At 61.0% G+C, this 24,253-nt stretch carries 21 protein-coding genes and 1 pseudogene; 11 read left to right on the plus strand and 11 right to left on the minus strand.

The annotated features are described in order from the left end of the window. Positions 1 to 32 precede the first annotated feature (32 nt). The 4 genes from ACIP1G_RS13710 (at position 33) to glmS (ending at position 4,778) form a co-directional block, all read left to right on the plus strand. A complete protein-coding gene (locus ACIP1G_RS13710) occupies positions 33 to 452 on the plus strand; it encodes a F0F1 ATP synthase subunit epsilon (protein WP_201200279.1) in 420 nt (139 codons plus the stop codon). Between the two features lie 121 nt (positions 453 to 573). Then, on the plus strand, positions 574 to 1,941 hold the full coding sequence (gene glmU / locus ACIP1G_RS13715; protein ID WP_400737721.1) for a bifunctional UDP-N-acetylglucosamine diphosphorylase/glucosamine-1-phosphate N-acetyltransferase GlmU: 1,368 nt from the start codon (positions 574 to 576) through the stop codon (positions 1,939 to 1,941). A gap of 221 nt (positions 1,942 to 2,162) precedes the next feature. Next, positions 2,163 to 2,939 (plus strand): DeoR/GlpR family DNA-binding transcription regulator, encoded by a 777-nt coding sequence (locus tag ACIP1G_RS13720; protein WP_400737723.1) that lies wholly within the window; start codon positions 2,163 to 2,165, stop codon positions 2,937 to 2,939. Positions 2,940 to 2,942: 3 nt separating this feature from the next. Then, positions 2,943 to 4,778, plus strand: coding sequence for a glutamine--fructose-6-phosphate transaminase (isomerizing) (gene glmS, locus ACIP1G_RS13725; RefSeq protein WP_400737726.1), 1,836 nt, complete (start codon positions 2,943 to 2,945; stop codon positions 4,776 to 4,778). Between the two features lie 136 nt (positions 4,779 to 4,914). Here the strand turns inward: glmS and lpdA are convergent, their stop codons facing one another. Beyond that, the gene (gene lpdA, locus ACIP1G_RS13730; protein ID WP_400737728.1) at positions 4,915 to 6,315 is read right to left on the minus strand and encodes a dihydrolipoyl dehydrogenase; all 1,401 of its coding nucleotides are present in this window, start codon (positions 6,313 to 6,315) and stop codon (positions 4,915 to 4,917) included. A 207-nt stretch (positions 6,316 to 6,522) separates the two neighbouring features. Here lpdA and cfaB point away from each other — a divergent pair. Then, a pseudogene (gene cfaB / locus ACIP1G_RS13735) lies at positions 6,523 to 7,704 on the plus strand (C17 cyclopropane fatty acid synthase CfaB); the annotation flags it as partial. A 121-nt stretch (positions 7,705 to 7,825) separates the two neighbouring features. On the opposite strand, the gene cls reads toward cfaB, so the two are convergent. Next, on the minus strand, positions 7,826 to 9,265 hold the full coding sequence (gene cls / locus ACIP1G_RS13740; protein WP_400737731.1) for a cardiolipin synthase: 1,440 nt from the start codon (positions 9,263 to 9,265) through the stop codon (positions 7,826 to 7,828). A 132-nt stretch (positions 9,266 to 9,397) separates the two neighbouring features. Between cls and ACIP1G_RS13745 the strand changes: the two genes are divergently transcribed. Further along, entirely contained in the window at positions 9,398 to 9,925 is a 528-nt protein-coding gene (locus ACIP1G_RS13745; RefSeq protein WP_400737733.1) for a DUF3617 domain-containing protein, read from the plus strand. On the opposite strand, the gene folE2 is transcribed toward ACIP1G_RS13745, so the two are convergent. Beyond that, positions 9,922 to 10,815, minus strand: coding sequence for a GTP cyclohydrolase FolE2 (folE2, locus tag ACIP1G_RS13750; protein ID WP_400737736.1), 894 nt, complete (start codon positions 10,813 to 10,815; stop codon positions 9,922 to 9,924). The two genes, ACIP1G_RS13745 and folE2, sit on opposite strands and share 4 nt — an antisense overlap. Positions 10,816 to 10,840: 25 nt before the next feature. Further along, positions 10,841 to 11,221 carry a glutamine synthetase gene (locus ACIP1G_RS13755; protein WP_400737739.1) on the minus strand — a complete coding sequence of 127 codons (381 nt, stop codon included), beginning with the start codon at positions 11,219 to 11,221 and terminating at the stop codon, positions 10,841 to 10,843. 115 nt (positions 11,222 to 11,336) lie between these two features. On the opposite strand from ACIP1G_RS13755, the gene zigA reads away from it, so the two are divergent. The 3 genes from zigA to ACIP1G_RS13770 are packed head-to-tail and all read left to right on the plus strand — an operon-like array spanning position 11,337 to position 14,179. Then, entirely contained in the window at positions 11,337 to 12,545 is a 1,209-nt protein-coding gene (gene zigA / locus ACIP1G_RS13760; protein WP_400737742.1) for a zinc metallochaperone GTPase ZigA, read from the plus strand. After that, positions 12,542 to 13,168 carry a DUF1826 domain-containing protein gene (locus tag ACIP1G_RS13765; RefSeq protein WP_400737744.1) on the plus strand — a complete coding sequence of 209 codons (627 nt, stop codon included), beginning with the start codon at positions 12,542 to 12,544 and terminating at the stop codon, positions 13,166 to 13,168. Before zigA ends, ACIP1G_RS13765 begins: the two co-directional genes overlap by 4 nt. A gap of 39 nt (positions 13,169 to 13,207) precedes the next feature. Continuing rightward, positions 13,208 to 14,179, plus strand: a complete 972-nt coding sequence (locus tag ACIP1G_RS13770; RefSeq protein WP_400737747.1) for a CobW family GTP-binding protein — start codon at positions 13,208 to 13,210, stop codon at positions 14,177 to 14,179. Here ACIP1G_RS13770 and ACIP1G_RS13775 read toward each other — a convergent pair whose 3' ends face one another. Then, positions 14,180 to 14,572 (minus strand): DUF3301 domain-containing protein, encoded by a 393-nt coding sequence (locus ACIP1G_RS13775; protein WP_013974846.1) that lies wholly within the window; start codon positions 14,570 to 14,572, stop codon positions 14,180 to 14,182. A 120-nt stretch (positions 14,573 to 14,692) separates the two neighbouring features. Here ACIP1G_RS13775 and pdxY point away from each other — a divergent pair, with 120 nt between their 5' ends. Beyond that, positions 14,693 to 15,565 (plus strand): pyridoxal kinase PdxY, encoded by an 873-nt coding sequence (pdxY, locus tag ACIP1G_RS13780; RefSeq protein WP_400737750.1) that lies wholly within the window; start codon positions 14,693 to 14,695, stop codon positions 15,563 to 15,565. Here the strand turns inward: pdxY and ACIP1G_RS13785 are convergent. Further along, a complete protein-coding gene (locus tag ACIP1G_RS13785; protein ID WP_003253263.1) occupies positions 15,562 to 16,047 on the minus strand; it encodes an acyl-CoA thioesterase in 486 nt (161 codons plus the stop codon). The two genes, pdxY and ACIP1G_RS13785, sit on opposite strands and share 4 nt — an antisense overlap. A 346-nt stretch (positions 16,048 to 16,393) precedes the next feature. On the opposite strand from ACIP1G_RS13785, the gene ACIP1G_RS13790 reads away from it, so the two are divergent. Continuing rightward, on the plus strand, positions 16,394 to 18,154 hold the full coding sequence (locus ACIP1G_RS13790; protein WP_400737752.1) for a cation:proton antiporter: 1,761 nt from the start codon (positions 16,394 to 16,396) through the stop codon (positions 18,152 to 18,154). Positions 18,155 to 18,422: 268 nt separating this feature from the next. Here ACIP1G_RS13790 and ACIP1G_RS13795 read toward each other — a convergent pair whose 3' ends face one another. The 5 genes from ACIP1G_RS13795 to zwf form a co-directional block, all read right to left on the minus strand. Next, positions 18,423 to 18,830, minus strand: coding sequence for an SMI1/KNR4 family protein (locus tag ACIP1G_RS13795; protein ID WP_400737754.1), 408 nt, complete (start codon positions 18,828 to 18,830; stop codon positions 18,423 to 18,425). 114 nt (positions 18,831 to 18,944) lie between these two features. Continuing rightward, entirely contained in the window at positions 18,945 to 19,799 is an 855-nt protein-coding gene (locus tag ACIP1G_RS13800; protein ID WP_400737757.1) for a Tim44 domain-containing protein, read from the minus strand. A 278-nt stretch (positions 19,800 to 20,077) separates the two neighbouring features. Then, positions 20,078 to 22,264: a DNA helicase II gene (uvrD, locus tag ACIP1G_RS13805; RefSeq protein WP_400737760.1), complete on the minus strand. Its 2,187-nt coding sequence runs from the start codon at positions 22,262 to 22,264 to the stop codon at positions 20,078 to 20,080. Positions 22,265 to 22,397: 133 nt separating this feature from the next. Then, positions 22,398 to 22,766: a hypothetical protein gene (locus tag ACIP1G_RS13810; RefSeq protein WP_400737762.1), complete on the minus strand. Its 369-nt coding sequence runs from the start codon at positions 22,764 to 22,766 to the stop codon at positions 22,398 to 22,400. Between the two features lie 33 nt (positions 22,767 to 22,799). After that, positions 22,800 to 24,242 (minus strand): glucose-6-phosphate dehydrogenase, encoded by a 1,443-nt coding sequence (gene zwf, locus ACIP1G_RS13815; RefSeq protein ID WP_400737765.1) that lies wholly within the window; start codon positions 24,240 to 24,242, stop codon positions 22,800 to 22,802. Positions 24,243 to 24,253: the final 11 nt, after the last annotated feature.

The following is a 24,253-nucleotide window of genomic DNA, read 5'->3' on the forward strand; positions in this document are numbered from 1 at the left end:
GCGAGGGGCGCTAATCAGGTTGAGGCAAGCAGATGGCTATGACAGTCCATTGCGACATCGTCAGTGCGGAAGGGGAAATCTTCTCCGGCCTGGTCGAGATGGTAGTAGCGCACGGCAATCTGGGCGATCTGGGTATCGCTCCAGGCCACGCGCCGCTGATCACCAATCTCAAGCCTGGTCCGATCACGCTGACCAAGCAGGGTGGCACTCAAGAGGTGTTCTACATCTCCGGTGGCTTCCTCGAAGTGCAGCCAAACATGGTGAAGGTTCTTGCCGACACCGTGCAACGTGCTGCCGACCTGGACGAAGCTCAGGCTCAGGAAGCCCTCAAGGCTGCCGAGAACGCACTGAACACTAAAGGCTCGGACTTCGACTACGGCGCTGCTGCCGCACGTCTGGCCGAGGCTGCAGCTCAGCTGCGTACTGTCCAGCAATTGCGCAGAGGCAAGTAATCCGGCTTAGGCCAGGTACTTCCGTTGCGATTGAGTTAAAGGGTAGCCTCGGCTACCCTTTTTCTTTTTCTGAATTTCTATTTTGGTCACGTAGCTGACCGCCCAGGATTGGTAGCCAGTAATGTCACTCGATATCGTAATTCTCGCCGCCGGCCAAGGCACCCGTATGCGCTCGGCGCTGCCCAAGGTGCTGCACCCGGTAGCCGGCAACTCCATGCTCGGCCATGTTATCCACAGCGCGCGCCAGCTTCAGCCGCAAGGTATTCACGTGGTCATTGGCCATGGTGCCGAACTGGTTCGCGAGCGCCTGGCTGCTGACGACCTGAACTTCGTCATGCAGGACAAGCAACTGGGGACCGGCCATGCGGTTGCCCAGGCACTGCCGGCGCTGACCGCCGACACCGTGCTGGTGCTGTACGGCGATGTGCCATTGATCGAAGTCGAGACCCTGCAGCGTCTGTTGGCCAAGGTCAACGACCAGCAACTGGGCCTGCTAACGGTCACCCTCGATGACCCGACAGGCTATGGCCGCATCGTCCGTGACGAGCTGGGTAGTGTCACGGCCATCGTCGAGCACAAGGATGCCAACGATGCGCAGAAAGCGATCAAGGAAGGCAACACCGGAATTCTGGCCCTGCCGGCCGCACGCCTGGCTGACTGGATGGGCCGCCTGTCGAACAACAACGCTCAGGGCGAGTACTACCTGACCGACGTCATCGCCATGGCAGTGGCCGATGGCCTGGTGGTGGCTACCGAGCAGCCGCACGACCCGATGGAAGTGCAGGGCGCCAACGACCGTCGCCAGCTGTCTGAACTGGAGCGTCACTACCAGCTGCGCGAAGGCCGCCGCCTGATGGCGCAGGGTGTGACCCTGCGCGACCCGGCGCGCTTCGATGTTCGCGGCGAGGTCACCGTTGGCCGTGACGTGCTGATCGACATCAACGTGATTCTCGAAGGCAAGGTGGTCATCGAGGACGACGTGCAGATCGGCCCGAACTGCGTGATCAAGAACACCACCCTGCGCAAAGGCTCGGTGGTAAAGGCCAACAGCCACCTCGAAGGCGCAGTGATGGGCGAGGGCAGCGATGCCGGCCCGTTCGCCCGCCTGCGCCCGGGTAGCGTGCTGGATGCCAAGGCCCATGTGGGTAACTTCGTCGAACTGAAAAACGCCCGCCTGGGTGAGGGCGCCAAAGCAGGCCACCTGGCCTACCTGGGCGATGCCGAGATCGGTGCGCGCACCAACATCGGCGCCGGCACCATCACCTGCAACTACGACGGCGCCAACAAGTTCAAGACCGTGATGGGTGAGGACGTGTTCATCGGCTCCAACAACTCGCTGGTGGCGCCTGTGGAAATCAAGGCGGGTGCGACCACTGCAGCTGGTTCGACCATCACCCAGGCCGTCGAAGCTGGTGAGCTGGCGGTGGGCCGTGCACGCCAGCGCAACATCTCGGGCTGGAAGCGGCCGGAGAAGATCAAGAAGAGCTGAGTTATCCACAGCTGTTTCGATCGAAAGCCGACCTATGTAAGTAAGTCGGCTTTTTTATTGGCGTCACAAATACTCTTGGGGCCATCGTCTTGCTGAATTGCCAACCTTGGCGCACTTCATGTGGGAGCGGGTTGTCGCGAAGTTTTATCCACAGCTTGACGAATCGTCCATCTTAGGTTTTGATTGGCATCATTATCTTTCGAATCGAAACTTAACCGCTCATGTCGAAACGTAACACCCCCCAACGCCGCCACAACATTCTGGCCATGCTCAGCGAGCAGGGCGAGGTGAGCGTGGACGCCTTGGCCAAGCGTTTTGAAACCTCGGAAGTGACCATTCGCAAAGACCTCGCCGCCCTGGAAGCCAACGGCCTGCTGCTGCGCCGCTACGGTGGTGCGGTGCCGGTGCCGCAAGAGCTGCTCGGTGAACCCGCCCAGCCGGTGTCCTCCTATAAAAAGGCCATTGCCCGCGCCGCTGTCGGGCGTATCCGTGAGCATGCGCGCATCATCATCGACAGTGGCAGCACCACGGCAGCGATGATCCCCGAGCTGGGGCGCCAGCCTGGCCTTGTGGTGATGACCAATTCGCTGAACGTGGCCCGCGCCATCTGCGACCTTGAGCATGAGCCGGTGCTGCTGATGACCGGGGGTACCTGGGACCCGCATTCCGAGTCGTTTCAGGGCCAGGTCGCCGAGCAGGTCCTGCGCTCCTACGATTTCGACCAGCTGTTCATCGGTGCCGATGGCATCGACCTCGGCCGGGGCACCACCACGTTCAACGAGTTGCTCGGGCTAAGCCGGGTCATGGCTGAAGTCGCCCGTGAAGTGATCGTGATGGTCGAGTCGGACAAGGTGGGGCGCAAGATCCCCAACCTTGAGCTGCCCTGGGGCAGCGTGCACACCCTTATTACTGACGAACGCCTGCCCGCAGCGGCTCGCGAACAAATTCAAGCCCGCGGCATCAACCTGATCTGCGCCGCGATCAGCCAGGAGCAATAGAACATGTGTGGAATCGTTGGTGCCGTAGCCGAGCGCAACATCACAGCCATCCTGATTGAAGGCCTCAAGCGTCTTGAGTACCGCGGGTACGACAGTGCCGGCCTGGCGGTCCTCACCCAGAATGGTGAGCTGCAACGCCGCCGCCGTATCGGCAAGGTCGCCGAACTGGAAGCCGCAGTCGTCGCCGAGCCCCTCAACGGCCAGCTGGGCATCGCCCACACGCGTTGGGCAACCCACGGTGCACCGACCGAAGGCAACGCCCACCCGCACTTCTCGGGCAACGACGTGGCGGTGGTGCACAACGGCATCATCGAGAACCACGAAGAGCTGCGTGAAGAGCTGAAGGGCCTTGGCTACGTCTTCACTTCGCAGACCGACACCGAAGTCATCGTCCACCTGATCCATCACACCCTGAAGAGCATTCCGGACCTGGCTGATGCGCTGAAGGCTGCGGTGAAGCGCCTGCATGGTGCCTATGGCCTGGCGCTGATCAGCGCCAAGCAGCCGGACCGCCTGGTGGCAGCCCGTAGCGGCAGCCCGCTGGTCATCGGCCTGGGCCTGGGCGAGAACTTCCTGGCGTCCGACCAGCTGGCCCTGCGCCAGGTCACCGACCGCTTCATGTACTTGGAAGAGGGCGACATTGCCGAAATCCGCCGTGACCAGGTAACCATCTGGGACCAGGACGGCCACAAGGTCCAGCGCGAGACCGTGCAGTACCACGAAGGTGCCGAAGCTGCTGACAAAGGCACCTATCGCCACTTCATGCTCAAGGAAATCCATGAGCAGCCAACTGTGGTCCAGCGTACCCTGGAAGGCCGCCTGGGCAAGGACCACGTCATGGTCCAGGCTTTTGGCCCGCAGGCCGCTACGCTGTTCGCCAAGGTGCGCAATGTGCAGATCGTTGCCTGCGGTACCAGCTACCACGCCGGTATGGTTGCCCGCTACTGGCTGGAAAGCCTGGCTGGCATCCCGTGCCAGGTCGAAGTGGCCAGCGAGTTCCGTTACCGCAAGGTGGTGGTGCAGCCGGACACCCTGTTCGTTTCCATCTCGCAGTCCGGCGAAACCGCCGACACACTGGCTGCATTGCGCAATGCCAAGGAGCTGGGCTTCCTCGGCAGCCTGGCGATCTGCAACGTGGGCATCAGCTCGCTGGTGCGTGAGTCGGACCTGACCCTGCTGACCTTGGCCGGCCCGGAAATTGGCGTGGCCTCGACCAAGGCCTTCACCACCCAGCTGGTTTCGCTGATGCTGCTGACCCTGGCCCTGGGCCAAGTGCGCGGTACCCTGGAAGCCGGGGTCGAAGCCGAATTGGTCGAGGAGCTGCGCCGTCTGCCGGCGCGCCTGGGCGAAGCCCTGGCCATGGACGCCACCGTCGAGAAAATCGCCGAGCTGTTCGCCGACAAGCATCACACCCTGTTCCTCGGTCGCGGTGCGCAATACCCGGTGGCGATGGAAGGGGCGCTCAAGCTCAAGGAGATCTCCTACATCCACGCAGAGGCCTACCCGGCAGGCGAGCTGAAGCACGGCCCGCTGGCACTGGTGGACAACGACATGCCGGTGGTGACCGTTGCGCCGAACAACGAACTGCTGGAAAAGCTGAAGTCCAACCTGCAGGAAGTACGTGCCCGTGGTGGCGAACTGGTGGTGTTCGCCGATGAGCAGGCTGGCATGACCAATGGCGATGGTACTCACGTGATCAAGGTGCCGCACATCGCCGACGCCCTGGCGCCGATCTTGTACACCATTCCGCTGCAGCTGCTGTCGTACTACGTGGCCGTGCTCAAGGGCACCGACGTGGACCAGCCGCGTAACCTGGCAAAGTCGGTTACCGTCGAGTAAAGCGCAGGCTTGTCAGATTGCCGGGGGCGCTTTGCGCCCCATTCGCGGCACAAGGCCGCTCCTACAGGGGAACGCAATTCCCTGTAGGAGCGGCCTTGTGCCGCGATAGGGCTGCAAAGCAGCCCGCTCTCTCGAATCAGATCTGCATCGCCATCCCATCGACATTCATCGCTGCCTGGCGCAAAGCCTCAGAGCGGGTCGGGTGAGGGTGGCAGGTGAGGGCGATATCTTCGGCCGAGGCCGAGAACTCCATGGCCACGCAGAATTCGCCGATCATCTCGCTGACGCTTGGGCCTACCAGGTGCACACCCAGCACTTCGTCGGTTTCGGCATCGGCAATGACCTTGGCGAAGCCTTCGGTCTCATGGTTGATCTTGGCGCGGCTGTTGGCGGTGAAGGGGAACTTGCCAACCTTGTAAGCACGCCCTTCGGCCTTCAGCTGCTCTTCGGTCTTGCCCACAGTGGCCAGTTCCGGGCGGGTGTAGATCACGCCAGGGATGAGGTTGTAGTTGACCTCATGGGGCTTGCCGGCGATGCGTTCGATGCAGGCCACCGCTTCGTCTTCGGCCTTGTGCGCCAGCATCGGGCCGGAAGTGACGTCGCCAATCACCCAGACTCCAGGCACTGAAGTGCGGTGGTGCTCGTTGACGAGCATGCCGCGCTTGTCGGTTTCCAGGCCTACGCTTTCAAGGTTCAGCCCTTTGGTATAGGGGCGGCGGCCGATAGCCACCAGCACGTAATCGGCCTGCAGCGATTCTGCGGTGCCGCCAGCGGCAGGCTCCAGCGTCAGGCTTACGCCATCGGCACTTGCAGTGGCCTGGGTCACCTTGCTGCCCAGCTTGAACGCCATGCCTTGCTTGGCCAGTGCCTTTTGCAGGGTCTTGGCGGTTTCCGTGTCGGTGCCCGGGCAGATGCGGTCGAGGTATTCGATGACCGTAACCCGGCTACCCAGGCGACGCCATACCGAACCCAGCTCAAGACCGATTACACCGGCACCGATCACCACCAGGTGCTTGGGCACTTGTGGCAAGGACAGCGCGCCGGTCGAGTCGATGATGCGCTGGTTGTCGATGGTCACACCTGGCAGCGGGGTGGGCTCGGAGCCGGTGGCAATGACGATGTCCTTGGCCTCCAGCGCGGTTTCGCTGCCGTCCTCGGCCTTGACCACGACCTTGCCGACGCCGTCCAGGCGGCCCCAGCCTTTGATCCAGTCGACCTTGTTCTTGCGGAACAGGTACTCGATGCCCTTGGTCAGGCCAGTCACGCTCTCGTCCTTCTGTTTCATCATCTGGGCGAGGTTGAGGGTGGGTTTCACTTCGATACCGAGGTTGGCGAACTCGTCACCGCTGGCAGCCTCGTACAGTTCGGAAGCATGCAGCAGCGCCTTGGACGGCATGCAGCCCACGTTGAGGCAGGTGCCGCCCAAGGTCGAGCGGCCTTCCACGCAGGCGACGCTCAGGCCCAGTTGGCCGGCGCGGATGGCTGCGTTGTAGCCGCCAGGGCCACCGCCGATGATCACCACGTCATAGGATTTCATGGGTTCAACTCCAGGATGTAGAAGCGCGAGAGGGGCACAAGGGTAAGCTGAGACGCAAGAATTGTATACAATCTGCTGTGCGGATAAGATCGGTTGGTTCTAGACCATGGTCTTGTTTAGAGGAAACCTCCTACGAATGAACTACTCTGATCCGGCGACGTTCGAAATATCAGGCGTCGTGGCCAAATACGGACAGGAGGGTCGTTCATGCTTGCGCAACTTCCACCGGCCTTGCAGAGCCTGCATCTGCCGCTGCGGCTGAAACTGTGGGACGGTAACCATTTCGATCTTGGGCCTAGCCCGCAAGTCACTATCCTGGTCAAAGAACCACAGATGATCAGCCAGTTGACCCACCCGAGCATGGAGCAGCTGGGCACTGCATTCGTCGAAGGCAAGCTGGAGCTGGAAGGCGATATCGGTGAAGCCATCCGTGTGTGCGATGAGCTGAGCGAAGCGCTGTTTGCGCAGGAAGATGAAACGCCACCGCAGCGTTTGTCCCATGACAAGAGCACTGACGCCAAAGCCATCTCCTATCACTATGACGTCTCCAATGCGTTCTACCAGCTGTGGCTGGACCAGGACATGGCCTATTCGTGTGCCTATTTCCGCGAGCCCGATAACACGCTCGATCAGGCGCAGCAGGACAAGTTCGATCACCTGTGTCGCAAGCTGCGCCTGGACGCCGGTGACTACCTGTTGGACGTTGGCTGTGGTTGGGGTGGGCTGGCGCGTTTTGCCGCCCGCGAGTATGGCGCCAAGGTATTCGGTATCACCTTGAGCAAAGAGCAGCTCAAACTTGGCCGTCAGCGTGTCAAGGCCGAAGGCCTGGCCGACAAGGTCGAACTGCAGATTCTCGATTACCGCGACCTGCCCCAGGATGGTCGCTTCGACAAAGTGGTCAGCGTTGGCATGTTCGAGCATGTCGGGCATGCCAACCTGGCGTTGTATTGCCAGAAGCTGTTCGGGGCAGTGAGGGCAGGGGGGCTGGTGATGAACCACGGTATCACCGCCAAGCATATCGATGGTCGCCCGGTCGGGCGTGGTGCGGGCGAGTTCATCGACCGCTACGTGTTCCCCCATGGTGAACTGCCGCACCTATCGATGATCAGCGCTAGCATCTGTGAAGCGGGGCTGGAGGTGGTGGACGTGGAAAGCCTGCGTCTGCATTACGCCAAGACCCTGCACCACTGGAGCGAGAACCTGGAGAACCAGTTGCACAAGGCCGCCGCGCTGGTGCCCGAGAAGACCCTGCGCATCTGGCGCCTGTACCTGGCCGGGTGTGCTTATGCCTTCCAGAAGGGCTGGATCAACCTGCACCAGATATTGGCGGTGAAGCCTTATGCCGATGGGCATCATGACTTGCCTTGGACGCGCGAAGACCTTTACCGCCGAAACCTGCGGTCTAACCCATACCCTGTGAGAGCGGGTTTACCCGCGAATACGATGGTGGATTCACCGATGCATTCGCGGGTGAACCCGCTCCCACTTGAGCCTGAGTGAAAATGGGTTGTTACAGAATCGGCGAAATCAGCCGCGCAATCCGCATCCCCAGTTGTTGCAGCCGATGAGTATCACGGCTGTCCTCGGCAGTAATTTCCCGCGCCTGTTCGAAGTCATTGATCAGCATAAGCTCGACCTGATCGGCGAAGTCGCGGTCGACCGTCAGCAGGGTGATCTCGAAGTTCAAGCGGAACGAGCGGTTGTCCAGGTTGGCACTGCCGATCGCGCTGACATCGTCATCCACCAGCACGACCTTCTGATGCAAGAAGCCCGGTTGGTAGCGGTACATGCGCACCCCCGCGCGCACCGCTTCGAAGGCAAACAGGCTGGAGGCAGCGTAGACGATGCGGTGGTCCGGGCGTGACGGGATCAGCACACGCACATCGACCCCACGCAATACCGCCAGACGCAGCGCTGCAAACACCGCCTCGTCAGGGATGAAGTAGGGGCTGGTGATCCACACGCGGCGGGTAGCCGAATGGATCGCTTCGAGAAAGAACAGCGCGCAGGTTTCCTGCGGGTCGGCTGGGCCGCTGGCCAAGGCCTGGCACAGCACGCCGTTTTCCGGGTAGGCATCTGGCAGGATCAGCGGCGGTAGCTGGCGCGTGGCCCAGTACCAGTCTTCGGCGAACGATTCCTGCAGGCAGGCCAGTACCGGCCCGATAATCTGTACATGAGTATCACGCCAAGGGGAAAGCTGCGGGTGCTCGCCGAGGTACTCGTCCCCCACGTTGTGGCCGCCGATAAACCCGAGCAGGCCATCCACTACCACGATCTTGCGATGGTTGCGGAAGTTCACCTGGAAGCGGTTGAACCAGCCGCGGCGGCTGGCGAAAGCATGGATCTGCACGCCACCGTCACGCAGCACCTGGCTGTAGCTGGCTGGCAGGGCATGGCTGCCAATCCGGTCGTACAGCACGAACACCTGCACCCCCTCGGCGGCCTTGCGCATTAGCAGTTGTTGCAGCGCCTTGCCGAGGGTGTCGTCATGGATGATGAAGAACTGTACCAGCACCACATCGCGGGCTTTTTCGATAGCGGCGAAGATGGCTTCGAATGTTGCCGTGCCATCGATCAGCAACTTCACCTGGTTGTTGGCCAGGCAGGGCATGCGCCCCAGCTTGGGCATGGCACGCAAGGCCGCGTAGCTTTCCGACTCACGGGCCGTGAGGGCTTCTTCTACCCAAGGGCGCCAGTTGAGGTTGGCCATGGCCACGTGCATTTCCTGGTTGGCCTGGCGCCTTGCCTTGATGTAGGCATAGAACGAGCGGGCGCCAAAGATCAGGTAAGGGATCAATGTGAGGTAGGGGATGAAGAACAAAGGCATGGCCCAGGCGATTGCGCCCTGGGCAGTTCGCACGGTGAATAGCGCGTGCAGTGCGGCAACGATACCCAGCAAGTGAACGAGGCCGAGTAGGTAACCGAAGAAGTAGGGGCTGTGGTAATCCATATGCATCCTGCTTGCCGAGTACACTTGAGGTAACAGAACACGTTCCCGGTCCGACTTGCAACCCGCAGGTGGATTTGGCGTCTAAGGCTCAGCCCGGCCCACTTGGCCGGCTTTTTCCAGGAGCGTTCGTCCATGAAGATTCGTCTGCCACTGTTGGCGTTGGCCCTAGGTATGAGCAGCCCGCTGGTGCATGCTCAGATGCTGCAGCCAGGTTTGTGGGAGCTGACTACCAGCAACATGCAGGTCGATGGCAAGCCGTTACCCGACATGGAGTTCATGCTCGGCCAGTTGAAGAATTTGCCGCCGGAGCAACGCGCGATGATGGAAGGCGTGTTGGCCAAACAAGGGGTGACCGTCGGTGGTAAGGGTGTGCGTTCGTGCCTGACACAAGAGCAGGTGGCAACCAACGATATCCCGCTGCAGGATCCGAAGTCAGGTTGTACTCAGAAGATCACCGACCGCACCGGCAATGTCTGGAAGTTCCAGTTCAGTTGCCCGAAGGCTCAGGGCAGTGGCCAGGCTACTTTCCTCAGCGATCGGGAGTTCACCACCCAAGTCAACGGCACGTTCAACGCCTCGGGTGTTCAGCAGCAAGGCAGCATGAACACCCGTGCGGTGTGGTTGGGTAATGACTGCGGCACGGTCAAACCGCGCAGCTAAACATCCCATTGCCACTGGCTGGTGGCGACAGCGTCGTGGGCATGCAGGCTTTCTGCATGTTCCACACGCAACTTGAAGGCCGTGCTCCAGTCTATTTTCCGTAGCGCCTTATGAAGGCGTCGTGCGGCGTCTTCGCAGAACATCAGGTTCTGCCCGTTGGCCAAGGCGAAAGCTTGTTCATCTGCGCGTTTCACCGCGGTCTGCACCGCCGTCCCCAGGCTGGCCTCAATGCGATCGATCAAATCAGTGATGGGCAACACGTGCTGATTACTGCGTAGCCGTACCTGGATTTGCGCAGTACTTCGTTGGCTGTGAGGTGTAGCCACAATGCCTTCAGCGCTACCCAGCCATTCTAGAACCGCTGATTTGTCGAGCTGCATTTCGCTGAAATGCGCCTGGAACTGTTGCTGAATCAGCTGCCGAGCGAGTGCAGCCGAGCATGGGCAGGTCGAGGAGTAAGGTACGGAAACGGAAAGTTCCACGTGGAACATTTCATTTTCGATCTTTGCATCAACTGTCACGGCGTAACTTTTCCAGCCCGCCAATGGGCTGACCAACGCGGGCCGTTTCAACAGATGCTCGAAGCTGAGGCGCAAATAAGCCGAGGAGGAAAGGCCTTCATGGCTGCTCAGGAATTCAGCCAGAACCTGCCGGATTGCCAGCGGTGTGAGGGGCTGGTTTTCCAATGATTCCAGGGCAAGGTAAAGCCGCGACATGTGGATACCGCGCGAGCTCGCGTCTACCAGGCTTACCCCAGCATCGGCTTTGGCTGCTGCAGTTTTCCCTTCGAATTGCACAGGCAGGGCGATCCCGCACATACCTACCCAGTTCAACGGCAAGCTGTAGTGCTGGGTTTGTGCGGCGATATCGGGGAGCTTGAGCTGCGTCATTTGGCTTTCCAGATTAAAAGGGACATCAACGGCAACCACCGATCAAGCTGCAGTGCAGATTGAAGCTCTGCCCACTGGAACTCGATACGCGGTTCAAGGTGGTCCAGCCAATGCGCCGGCTGTAACCCACCCAAGCTTCACCATCGCTGGCAAGGCCGGTGAAAAAATTCAGCGCGCCATAGCGGCTATTGGTTTGTGCCCATAGGCGCCGGCTGCTGTAGTCGTATCCACGCAGGTACAACGTGCTGCCTTCGGTGCGCACGCTGTAGTAACTGCCCTTGCCGTCCTGGCAAGCGAGCAGAGTCGCGCTGCGCGTACATAGCGCCAATGCGTTGCCTTGTGGCATGGCCGGCAGCGAACTGGACACGGCGAACAACAGCAACACCATGGTGCGTGGCAGATTCATGTTTCATCCCCGGTGAGTACTCGTCCGTCGAGAACGGCTTGGCGAAATTGTATTGTTACTTTATAACATTGTGCAATGCATCGTTTCGAATGCGTCCGCTTGAAGAGGTTTCGCCATGTCCAACCGTCTCCCCGTCACCGTCCTGTCCGGCTTCCTTGGCGCCGGCAAAAGCACCTTGCTCAACCATGTACTGCGTAACCGCGACAACCTGCGGGTCGCGGTAATCGTCAACGACATGAGTGAAATAAACATCGACGCCACCGAAGTGCAGCGTAACGTCAGCCTCAACCGTGCCGAGGAGAAGCTGGTCGAGATGAGCAATGGCTGCATCTGCTGCACGTTGCGTGAAGACTTGCTTGAAGAAGTGGCGCGGCTGGCCGCTGAAGGGCGTTTCGATTATTTGTTGATCGAGTCCACGGGCATCTCGGAGCCACTGCCGGTGGCCGAGACTTTCACCTTTCGCGACGAACAGGGTCGCAGCCTGTCAGACATGGCGCGGCTGGACACCATGGTCACAGTGGTCGATGGCCTGAACTTCTTGCGCGACTACCAGGCAGCAGACAGCCTGGCCAGCCGCGGTGAGACCTTGGGTGAAGAGGACGAGCGGTCCATCAGTGATTTGCTGATCGAACAGGTAGAGTTCGCCGATGTGTTGTTGCTGAGCAAGATCGACCTGATCAGCCAGCACGAGCGCGAAGAACTCACCGCCATTTTGCGCAGCCTCAATGCCCGTGCGCAGATCGTGCCCATGGTCATGGGCCAGGTGCCGCTGGCGCGCATCCTCGACACTGGGCTGTTCGACTTCGACCAAGCTGCGCAAGCGCCCGGCTGGCTGCAAGCGTTGCGCGGTGACCATGTGCCAGAGACTGAAGAGTACGGCATCGCGGCCACTACCTGGCAGGCCAGGCGGCCGTTTCATCCACAGCGCTTTTTCGACTTTATCCACACCCCGTGGAGCAACGGCCGGCTGTTGCGTTCGAAGGGATTTTTCTGGTTGGCGAGCAAATACCAGGAGGCCGGTAGCTGGTCACAGGCGGGCGGGATGATGCGTCACGGCATGGCCGGTCGCTGGTGGCGCTTCGTGCCACGCGAGCAGTGGCCAGAGGATGTGGATAACACGGCTGCGATCCTGAAACACTGGTCCGCCGAGACCGGTGACTGCCGGCAGGAATTGGTGTTCATTGGGCAGAATATCGACTTCGGAAAACTATCCACAGCCCTCGATTTCTGCCTGTTGACGGATCAGGAAATGCATTTGGGGCACATGGGTTGGTTGCGCCTGCCCGATCCGTTCGGCCCTTGGCATGAGGAGTCGCCAGCATGACTCTAGCGCTTAAGCCTGTGGATAACTTACAGGTGTTCGGCGAGACGCCGCAAGTCCTGACCGAAGTGCTGCAGGATGGCGTGAACCTGGCAGTGTGGCGTCGGCGCTTGCCGGCACAGTTGGAGGACTTTGCCGAGTTGGTGGTCTGCCTTGGCCAACCTTTGACCGACCAGCGCGTCATCGACGTGGACGAGCAGCAAATGCCGGCCCTGGCTGACCTGTTGCGTGAAGCGGCTGACCTGCATGGCTACGAAGCCTTCGTTGCCGATGTGGCTTGGCTGGTGGCTGCCTATACGTGCCTGGTAGGCGCTCGGCGGGTCGGGTTGCGGCTGCGAGTACTGGCCGGCCCCATGTGCCCGCGCTTCCATGTGGATAACGTGCCGTTGCGCCTGCTTACCACCTACGTGGGCCCCGGCAGTGAGTGGTTGCAAGAGCAGGCCTGCCAGCGTGGAGAGTTACCCACAGCAAATCATGGTGTGGATAACATTCAGAGATTGCGGGCCGGCGAAGTGGCCGTGCTAAAGGGCGAGAAGTGGCAGGGCAACGAAGGCGCAGGCCTGGTGCACCGCTCACCTTCGGGGCAGCAGGGGCGCCTGTTGCTCAGCCTTGACTGGTTGGCCTGACGGCGCATAGTGAGGCATCACCACTGCTTGAAGCCCCCCATGCTGCAGAACATACCCACTCATGTGATTGCCGGCCCGCTGGGGGCCGGCAAGACCACCCTGATTCGTCACCTGCTGGCCCAGCGCCCGGCCAACGAACGCTGGGCCGTTTTGATCAATGAATTCGGGCTTGTGGGCCTGGATGCTGCCTTGCTAAGCCGCGATGAGGACGGGATTGCCATCGGCGAGGTCGCAGGCGGCTGCCTGTGCTGCGTCAACGGCATGCCGTTCCAGGTAGGTTTAGGCCGGCTGCTGCGCAAGGCCAGTCCTGATCGGCTGTTTATCGAGCCCTCCGGGCTGGGTCATCCTTTGCAGTTGCTGGCTCAGCTGCAGCAAGCCCCTTGGGCTGGAGTGCTGACAATACAGCCGTTGTTGATGGTTTTGGATGCCCAGTCAATGGCCCGAAACGAGCCACTTGCGGAGGCTCAAAAGCTAGCTTTCGAGGCGTGTGAAAGCGTTGTTTTCAACAAGTCGGAGGCTGTGGATGAATCATTTAAGTTGTTGATAACTAATAAATTTAAACAGAAAACTATTTCCTGGGTCAGCCAAGGAAAGCTGCCATTTTCGGGCCTTCCAGCCTCATCCATAAAGATTGTCGACAGCCCGTTTGCAGAAAACAAGATTGTCGACAATCTTAAAAGTGCCCCAGCAATGCTATTGGCAGACCCCGGCCAGCCGGTGTGTTCTGCGCAGCAAGGTGAAGGGGGTTGGAGCATCGGCTGGCGCTGGCACCCCGGCCAGCAGTTTTATCCACAGCGGTTACAGGCGTTCTTGCGCGCCTGGCCCTGGCAGCGTGCCAAAGGGGTTATCCACAGCGTGGAGGGTTGGCAATCATTCAATGGCCTGAATGGGGATATCCCCGCCTGGCAGCCCAGCGACTGGCGCCGGGATACGCGTATTGAGCTGATTTTCGAGCAGCCGCAATCGCAACCCGAACTGCAAGCCGGGTTGAGCGAATGCCGAGTCAGTTGATCAGTTGCGCCAGCGGTTGTGCTCTTGGCGCCACTGCTGCATCTCGATGACGTTGTCGGCGCGCGGTGGGGTCTTGATTTCGAACGGGTAGGGTGCCAGTTCGATCTGTACGCTGTGCGCACCGAACTGGGTCACGGTACCGGGGTGGCGTTGCTCGCCGGTGACGGTGAACTCGAAGGCGTAGACGCGCGCCAGGCGCTTGCGGCCATTGGCGTCACGGACAAAGGCGATGCGCTTGAGCGCGACGGCATCGTCGAGCAACTCGAGGTCGAGCTTGGCGCAATGCTGTTTGACCCGCTCCAGGGCTTTTTCGCGCAACCCGTGGTTGTGCCACAACCAGGCGCCTGCCGTGGCTACCAGCATCAGGACGAAGAGGTTCTCCAGGGTCAACATTTGCATATGCTCCAAACAGGTAGATCCAGCTTAACTGCGTCCCTGGCCTGTCGTACAGGTGGCAATCGAGTTCATACTGCGCTGCGCACAATCCCTGAAACAGTTTTGGAAACCTCCCGCATGAAACGTACCCCGCACCTGCTCGCCATCCAGTCCCATGTGGTGTTCGGCCACGCCGGCAACAGCGCCGCGGTGTTTCCCATGCAGCGTATCGGGGTCAATGTCTGGCCGCTCAATACCGTGCAGTTCTCCAATCACACACAGTATGGCCAGTGGGCTGGCGAAGTGCTTGCCCCAGCGCAAATTCCTGCGTTGGTGGAAGGCATTTCCAATATTGGCGAGCTGGGCCACTGCGACGCAGTGCTTTCCGGCTACCTGGGCAGTGCCGAGCAAGGCCGGGCGATTCTGGCGGGCGTCGAGCGGATCAAGGCCGTGAACCCAAAGGCGTTGTACCTGTGCGACCCGGTCATGGGGCACCCGGAGAAGGGCTGCATCGTGCCACCGGAAGTCAGCGAGTTCCTGCTCGACGAAGCGGCTGCCAGGGCTGACATCCTCTGCCCCAACCAGCTTGAGCTGGACAGCTTCTGCGGGCGCCGTGCGCAGTCGTTGGAGGATTGCGTAGGCATGGCGCGCAGCTTGCTGCAGCGTGGGCCGCAGGTGGTGCTGGTCAAGCACCTGGCCTACCCCGGGCGTGCCGAGGACCAGTTCGAGATGCTGCTGGTGACCGCCGAGCACAGCTGGCACCTGCGCCGCCCGCTGCTGGCGTTCCCGCGTCAGCCGGTAGGGGTGGGTGACCTGACCTCAGGCCTGTTCCTGGCCCGCGTGCTGCTTGGCGACAGCTGGGTGCAGGCATTCGAATTCACTGCCGCAGCGGTGCACGAAGTACTGCTGGAAACCCAGGCCTGCGCCAGCTACGAGTTGCAGCTGGTGCGGGCCCAGGACCGCATCGCTCACCCCCGGGTGCGTTTCGAGGCGCAGCCGCTGGCGCTTTAAATGGCGTCGGTTTTCAGGTCCTGATAGCGCTTCTCCAGCTCCTGACGGATCTGCCGGCGCTGCTGGCCTTGCAGGAAGCGGCGTTTTTCTTCGCTGCTGTGCGGCTGGCGCGGCGGTACCGGCACCGGGCGACGGTTGTCGTCGACCGCGACCATGGTGAAGAAGCAGCTATTGGAATGACGCACCGAGCGCTCGCGGATGTTCTCGGTCACCACCTTGATGCCCACCTCCATCGAGGTGTTGCCGGTGTAGTTGACCGACGCCAGGAAGGTCACCAGTTCACCCACGTGCACGGGCTCGCGGAAGATCACCTGGTCAACCGACAGGGTGACCACGTAACTCCCGGCGTAGCGGCTGGCGCACGCATAGGCCACTTCGTCGAGGTACTTGAGCAGGGTGCCGCCATGTACGTTGCCAGAAAAGTTGGCCATGTCCGGGGTCATCAGGACGGTCATGCTCAGCTGGGCGTTTCCAGGTTCCATAGTGTGCTCACGGTGAGGTTGCGCTGAATCGGGCGAATGGAGGGCGTTATCTTCTGCAGACACTTCTGTTCCCCTCTTTTTAATTTGCCTTGCTGATACGGGACGTTGGCTGACGCGCCATCGTCACGCTGATCATGCCATCAGCGGCGCTTTTCCAGCCGATCTGTTTCTGCATATTGCACCGGCTTTTTGGGGCGTGGCGCGATGTTAACCTGAGTACGCCCATGCAACATGGGCTTTCCTGCATTCAATACAGTATGTACTTGCTGCTCGCTCAGGGTTGCCTTGGCAGAGGAGCGGTCTGCCCAGGCATCCATAAAAAAGACGAGAAAAGGAGTATCACGCCATGCATGCCATCAGCTTCATCCAGGACCTGGCAGTCATCATGCTTGTTGCTGGCGTGGTCACCATTCTGTTTCACCGCCTCAAGCAGCCGGTGGTGCTGGGCTACATTGTCGCTGGCTTCATCATCGGCCCGCACACCCCGCCATTCGGCCTGATCCATGACGAAGACACCATCAAGACCCTCGCCGAACTGGGGGTGATCTTCCTGATGTTCTGCCTGGGCCTGGAGTTCAGCCTGCGCAAGCTGTTCAAGGTGGGCGCCACGGCATTTATCGCGGCGTTCCTGGAAATCGTGCTGATGATCTGGATCGGCTTCGAGATTGGCCGCTGGTTCGGCTGGAACACCATGGATTCGCTGTTCCTGGGTGCCATCCTGGCCATTTCCTCGACCACCATCATCGTCAAGGCGCTCAACGACCTGAAGATGAAGAACGAGCGCTTTGCCCAGCTGATCTTCGGCGTGCTGATTGTCGAGGATATCCTCGGCATCGGCATCATCGCCTTGCTGTCGGGCATCGCCGTCAGCGGCACGGTCAGCTCGGGCGAAGTGTTCTCCACCGTCGGCAAGCTGTCGCTGTTCATGATCGTCGCGCTGGTCATCGGTATTTTGCTGGTGCCGCGGTTGCTGGCCTATGTGGCCAAATTCGAAAGCAACGAGATGTTGCTGATTACCGTGCTGGGCCTGTGCTTCGGCTTCTGCCTGTTGGTGGTGAAGCTGGAATACAGCATGGTGCTGGGCGCCTTCCTGATCGGCGCGATCATGGCCGAATCGCGCCAGTTGCTGAAGATCGAGCGCCTGATCGAACCGGTACGCGACCTGTTCAGCGCCATCTTCTTCGTCGCCATCGGCCTGATGATCGACCCTCAGGTACTGATCGACTACGCCTGGCCAATCGTGGTCATCACCCTGGCGGTGGTACTGGGCAAGATGATTTCTTGCGGCATGGGGGCGTTCATTGCCGGCAACGACGGGCGTACGTCACTGCGGGTGGGCATGGGGCTTTCGCAGATTGGCGAGTTCTCGTTCATCATCGCCGCGCTGGGCATGACCCTGCAGGTGACCAGCGACTTCCTCTACCCGGTGGCCGTGGCGGTATCGGCAATCACCACGCTGCTCACGCCGTACCTGATCCGTGCGGCCGATCCGCTGTCGCAGAAGCTGGGCAATGTGGTGCCCGGCCGTCTGGCGCGAGTGCTTTCGTTGTATGGTGAATGGTTGCGCAGCATCCAGCCACAGGGCGAGAGCGCCATGCTGGCGGCGATGATCCGTCGCATCCTGTTGCAGGTGGGGGTGAACCTGGCACTGGTGATCGCCATCTTCTTCAGCGGCGGCTACTTCGCTGGGCGTATTGGCAACTGGCTCAGTGAGTGGGTCAGCGACGTCAGCCAGCAGAAAGCGCTGATCTGGGGCGCGGCGTTGTTGCTGTCGCTGCCATTCCTGATCGCCGCCTATCGTAAGCTCAAGGCGCTGTCGATGTTGCTGGCAGAGATGGGCGTGAAGCCGGAAATGGCCGGGCGGCATACCCAGCGTGTGCGCCGTGTGGTCGCCGAGGTGATCCCACTGTTGTCGCTGCTGGTGATTTTCCTGCTGCTGTCGGCGTTGTCGGCGAGCATCCTGCCGACCAGTGAGTTGCTGCTGGTGATTGCCGTGGTGGCCGCGGTGGTGGTGGCCTTGCTGTGGCGCTGGTTCATCCGCGTGCACACACGCATGCAGATTGCCTTGCTGGAGACGCTGGAGAACAGCCGCGAGAACTCGCACTGAGGGGGTAACGCTCCCTGCGCAAGATTTCACCGTTGTCCGAGGGGATGGAGCGGTAGCGATGTCGCCAAGCGCAGAAAGCTTGGCGATTTTAACTGCATTGGTGGCACTAAGCCATAAATTTTCCTGCGCTGGCCTCTTCGCGGCGGTTCGACGCCTCGATGAACCCGCTCCCACAGGACTGCTCAATGCTCAGCACCTATGCAGTCCCTGTGGGAGCGGGTTCACCCGCGAAGAGGCCAGCACAGGCTGCATCAATTAGAAACTGGAATCAGCTCTCCAGCCAAACATCCCGCGCCCAGTGCCACACCGATTCCCAACTGTCTTCGCCGACGATTTCGTCTTCGGCATCCCACAACACCACGGTGCCGTCTTCCTCGACACAGTAGTAATTGTCACCGTCCTGGCACAGCGGGATCAGCTCACGCGGCACGCCGGCATCCCAGGCGTTGGCGGCAACTTCTGGCAGGTAGGTGTGCGACTGTGGGTCGGTACAAGTAACCGGCTCAAGGGAGCCGTAGACCACATCACTCACGGTCAGCAGAAATTCTTTGAACACGAACGGAATGTTGATGAACAGCTGCTCTTCGATCTCTACCAGCTGGTCCTCGTCGGGAAGCTCCAAGGGTACTGGTACCGGCTCATTGGCTTCACGGAGTTGTTCGATCACTTCTTCCACGGTTCACTTCCTCTGACCTAGATGACAACGCTGCGCGTTATACCCTAGTAGGCCACTCTGGCAAAAGCAAAAACCCCGGGGCAGGCCCGGGGTTTTTTGTGCAGCACGCAGCGGTTAGCCGTTTTGACGGATACCGGCGACCAGCCAAGGCTGGTTCTCGCCCGGGGCGCGAACCATGTGCCAGCTTTCGCTGAACACTTCGCCCTGGTCGAAGCGCGAGTTCTTCGACACGCCACGGAAGGTCAGGGTGGCGTCGGTACGGTCGGCGCGGTCGTCGACGCCGTCCAGCTGCACTTCGAGGTTGTCGATGTAGGTGGCCTGGAAGCCATCACCCAGCTCAGCACGCTCACGCTTGAGGAACTCGAGCATTTGCGGGGTCACGAACTCGGCGATCTTGTCCATTTCGTTGGCATCCCAGTGCTGCTGCAGCGACTGGAAGTGGTTACGGGCGGCAGCCAGGAAGCTTTGCTCGTTGAACCAGGCCGGGGCGTTGATCACCGGGGCGGCTGCGGCAGCAGGTGCGGCCGAACCACCGAAGACCGACGGCTGGGCAGGCTGGCCGTGAGCTTCACGCTGCATCGGCGCATGGCCCGGCATGGCCATTTGCGGCTGCTGCTGGCGACGGCGCGCGGCGATGAAGCGGAACACCAGGAAGGCAATGAGCGCTACGATCAGGAAGTCCATGATCTGGAAACCTTCGAAACCGTCGCCCATGAACATGGAAGCCAGCAGGCCACCGGCGGCCAGGCCGGCCAGTGGGCCCAACCAGCGCGAAGCACCGCTGGCGGCCGGGGCTGCACGGCCAGGTGCGGTCGGCGCGGCGGCAGGCGTGGTTGGCGTGGCCTGGCGGGTCTGGTGGATAGGCGCGGAGCCCGAGCTCTTGCCGCCGCCGAAACGCTTGGCGTTGGCGTCCAGGCTCAGCGTCAGGCCGACGCAGAGCGCCAGTGCGATGCTAAGAAAACGTTGCATAAGTGGGATATCCCCTGTTGTGGATTGCACGCGCGTCATGGTGCACAGGTTCCCGGGCACATGACCAGCGACATAATGTTTCGAGCTTTTGCCTGGATGTTACAAGGTAGGTAGGACCGCCCCTCTGAATGCTGTCGCAATCCCTGTAGGAGCGGCCTTGTGTCGCGACAGGGCTGCGCAGCGGCCCTAGGATTTCTGCCGGGGTGCTGAAATTGTTGGGGCTGCTGCGCAGCCCTGTCGCGACACAAGGCCGCTCCTACAAGGGGCGGCGCTGGGCTTTAGATAGCTTCGAGCTTGGCATACCCCAGCATCAGCCACTTGCTGCCTTCGGCAAAATTCACCTGCACCCGTGCCTGCGCGCCGGAACCCTCGAAATTGAGGATCACCCCCTCGCCGAACACCGCATGTTGCACACGCTGGCCGAGGTTGAACGCAGTCTGCGGAATGCTGGCGTTGGCGAACAGGTTGCTGTTGGTGGCCGTCTTGACTCCGCCAAACGGGCGGCTGACGCTGTTTGACAAGCGCACTTCCTGAATCAGGCCCGCCGGAATTTCACGTACGAAACGCGACACCTTGTTGTAGGTCTCGCTTCCATACAGGCGGCGCGTCTCGGCGTAGGTCATGACCAGCTGGCGCATGGCGCGGGTAATGCCCACATAGGCCAGGCGGCGTTCCTCCTCCAGGCGGCCGGGTTCTTCCAGGCTCATCTTGTGCGGGAACAGGCCTTCTTCCATACCCACCAGGAACACATACGGGAATTCCAGGCCCTTGGCGCTGTGCAAGGTCATCAGCTGGACGCTGTCTTCATGCTCGTCGGCCTGGGTATCGCCTGCTTCAAGCGAGGCGTGGCCGAGGAACGCCGAAAGCGGCGAGAGCTCGGGGTCTTCGTCGGTGGACTCGAAGTTGCGCGCCGCGCTGACCAGTTCCTCAAGGTTTTCTACCCGCGCCTGGCCCTTTTCACCTTTTTCTTCCTGGTGATAGATGATCAGCCCGGACTGCTCGATGGTGGTCTGGGTCATGGTATGCAGCGGCATGTCCACGACCTTGGCAGCCAGCCCCTCGATCAGCTCGATGAATGCCCCCAGGGCGCTGGCGGCGCGGCCCTTGAGAGCCTTGGCGGCAAGCAGCTGGCACATGGCCCCCCACATCGACAGCTGGCTGTGGCGGGCGTGCTCGCGGATGGCTTCGACGGTTTTCTCGCCAATGCCGCGTGGTGGCACGTTGATCACGCGCTCCAGGGCGGCATCGTTGCCACGGCCTTCGATCAAGCGCAGGTAGGCCATGGCATTCTTGATTTCGGCGCGCTCGAAGAAGCGCTGGCCACCATAGATGCGGTAGGGAATGCGCTCGCGCAGCAGGGCTTCTTCCAGTACCCGCGACTGGGCGTTGGAACGGTACAGGATGGCGATTTCGTTACGCGCGTTACCCTGCTTGACCAGGCTTTCGATGGTCTCCACCACGTAGCGCGCTTCGTCGTGCTCGTTGTAGGCCGCATACAGGGTCAGCGGCTCGCCTTCGCCCATGTCGGTCCACAGCTCTTTGCCCAGGCGCCCGCTGTTGTTGGCGATCAAGGCGTTGGCCGCCTTGAGGATGCCACCGGTGGAGCGGTAGTTTTGCTCCAGGCGGATCATTTCGGCATCGGGGAAGTCGGCGGTGTACTGGTGAATGTTCTCGATCTTGGCGCCGCGCCAGCCGTAGATCGACTGGTCGTCATCGCCCACCGCCATCAGGCTGGCGCCACCGCGCGCCAGCAGGCGCAACCAGGCGTACTGCACGGCGTTGGTGTCCTGGAACTCGTCTACCAGCACATGTTGGAAGCGCCGCTGGTAGTGCTCCAGCAGCCCAGGGTGGTCGCGCCACAGGTCCAGCGCACGCAGCAGCAGCTCGGAGAAGTCGATGACCCCGGCGCGCTCGCAAGCCTGTTCGTAGGCGGTATAGACGTCGCGCATGGTCGACAGGAACAGGTCGCCCCCGGCCTGGATATGCTGTGGGCGCAGGCCTTCGTCCTTCTGCCCGTTGATGAACCACTGGGCCTGGCGTGCCGGCCATTTCTGTTCATCCAGGCCAAGCTCGCGCATCACGCGCTTGATCAGCCGCTGCTGGTCGTCGCCGTCGAGGATCTGGAAGTTCTGTACCAGCCGCGCTTCCTGCCAGTGCGCCCGCAGCAGGCGATGGGCCAGGCCGTGGAACGTACCCACCCACATGCCTGCCGGGTTGATCCCCAGCAGTTGCTCGATCCGCTGACGCATTTCGGCAGCGGCCTTGTTGGTGAAGGTCACCGACAGGATCGAGTGCGGCGATGCCTGCTCCACCTGGATCAGCCAGGCGATGCGGTGCACCAGCACGCGGGTTTTACCGGAACCGGCGCCGGCAAGCACCAGTTGACGCCCGAGCGTGGCCGCTACGGCCTGGCGTTGGGCATCGTTAAGGGAGTTCAGCAGGAGGGAGAGGTCGTCTGTGCGCATCGGGCCATTCTAGGGTGCGCCAGGAAATGGGGCAAATCTCTACTGTATAAATATGCACCTTTACCCTTGTCCGTTCATCGACCCGGTATAGGCAGCCAGGCCGCCACCTTGGGCTGGCCTGGCAGTAAATGGCTCAGTCTATCGTCTCCAGGGTGCGGATTTCGCAACGCTGAGAGCCATCGGCCTGGACGATCTCCAGGCTCTTCCAATAAGTACCGCCTACCCGCTCGAACATCACGGTTTTTTCCGTGAGTACCTGCATAGTGATAGCACCCGTGTCTTTCAGCTGCAGTTCCAGTACTTCCCAACCGCCCCTGTGGCGGATTTTCGGTTCCACCAGCACCGGCTCGATCGCAGGGTTGGCAACCGTCACGGTACAGTGAACCCTGAACACCTTCTCGCTGGCTGCGATGTCATTGATTGCAACGAGGTTGTTGATTACAGCCATGGTCTGCTCCTGATCGGATTGAAAGTAGCGCGTTTGCGCGGCGACTACTTTCACGGTTTCCGCACACCTCAGGAGCAGGGCAAGATTTCAGCTATTCCAATGTCTACCGTGCCTGGCGAGCAGACTGTTGGCCTGTTCCGGTCCGGAAGTTCCCGCTGGATAGTGACGAGGTGCCTGGAAGTGTTCTTCCCAGCCCTTGAGGATGGGGTCGACCCAGGCCCAGGCCGCTTCGACTTCATCGCGGCGCATGAACAGTGTCGAATCACCTTCCAGCACATCCAGCAGCAAACGCTCATAGGCCTCCCAGCGGCGGGTCTGGCTGAACACCTGGGCCAGGTTCAGGTTCAGGTCTACCGGCTCCAGGCGCATGCCCTTGCCCGGGCTCTTGGTCATCATGCGCAGGCTGATGCGTTCGTCCGGTTGCAGCTGGATCAGCAGCTGGTTGACCTGACCACCGTTGAACAGCTCGTGGGGCACCGGCTTGAACTGGATGACGATCTGCGAAGAGCGACGTGCCATGCGCTTGCCGGTGCGCAGGTAGAACGGTACGCCCGCCCAGCGCCAGTTTTCGATATGCGCCTCGATGGCGACGAAGGTTTCGGTGTCGCTGTCGTTGTCGACGTCCTTCTCGAAGTAGTAGGCCGACACTTCCTGGCCGCCGATGCGCCCGGCGCCATATTGGCCGCGCACGGTCTTGTCCTGCACGTCCTGGCCAGTGATCGGCTTGAGCGCGCGCAGGATCTTCACTTTCTCGTCGCGTACCGCTTCGGCTTCGAACTGCGCCGGTGGCTCCATGGCCACCAGGCACAGCAGCTGCAGCAGGTGGTTCTGCAGCATGTCGCGGATCGCCCCGGCGCGGTCGTAGTAGCCGCCACGGTTCTCAACACCCAGCGTCTCGCAAACGCTGATCTGTACGTGGTCGATCTGGTTGTTACGCCACACCGGCTCCAGCAAGGCATTGGCAAAACGCAGGGCCATCAGGTTCTGTACGGTTTCCTTGCCCAGGTAGTGGTCGATGCGGAACACCTGGCCCTCTTCGAACACCTCACCAATCGCTTCATTGATGGCGGTAGCCGATTCCAGCGAGTGGCCGATCGGTTTTTCCAGCACGATACGCGCTTCACTGTCGGCCAGCCCGGCAACGCGCAGGTGGTTGGCGATCGGTACGAACAGATTGGGCGCCGTGGCCAGGTAGAAGATGCGCGTCAGCCCGCCGGGCTCGCCCAGGTAGCGTGCCAGGCGGCCGAAATCGGCGCTCTGCGAAGCATCCATGGGGAAGTAGTCGAGGCGTGCGGAAAAACGCTGCCACACTTCATCGTCGAAGTCGTTGCGGGCAATCTGTGCTCGGCAGTGGCGTTCGGCGAGCTTCAGGTAGTCGATTCGGGGCAAGTTGCGTCGGGCCAGGGCAATGACCCGCACGGCGGGGTTCAAACGGGCCTCGCGAAACAGGTGGTAGAGCGCCGGAAGCAGTTTGTGCAAGGCCAGATCGCCGGTGCCGCCGAAGACCAGAATGTCGCAAGGAATAGTCAAACCGCCACTCT

The sequence above is a fragment of the Pseudomonas sp. NPDC089392 genome, from assembly GCF_044749595.1.
In the GTDB taxonomy this organism is placed as follows: domain Bacteria; phylum Pseudomonadota; class Gammaproteobacteria; order Pseudomonadales; family Pseudomonadaceae; genus Aquipseudomonas.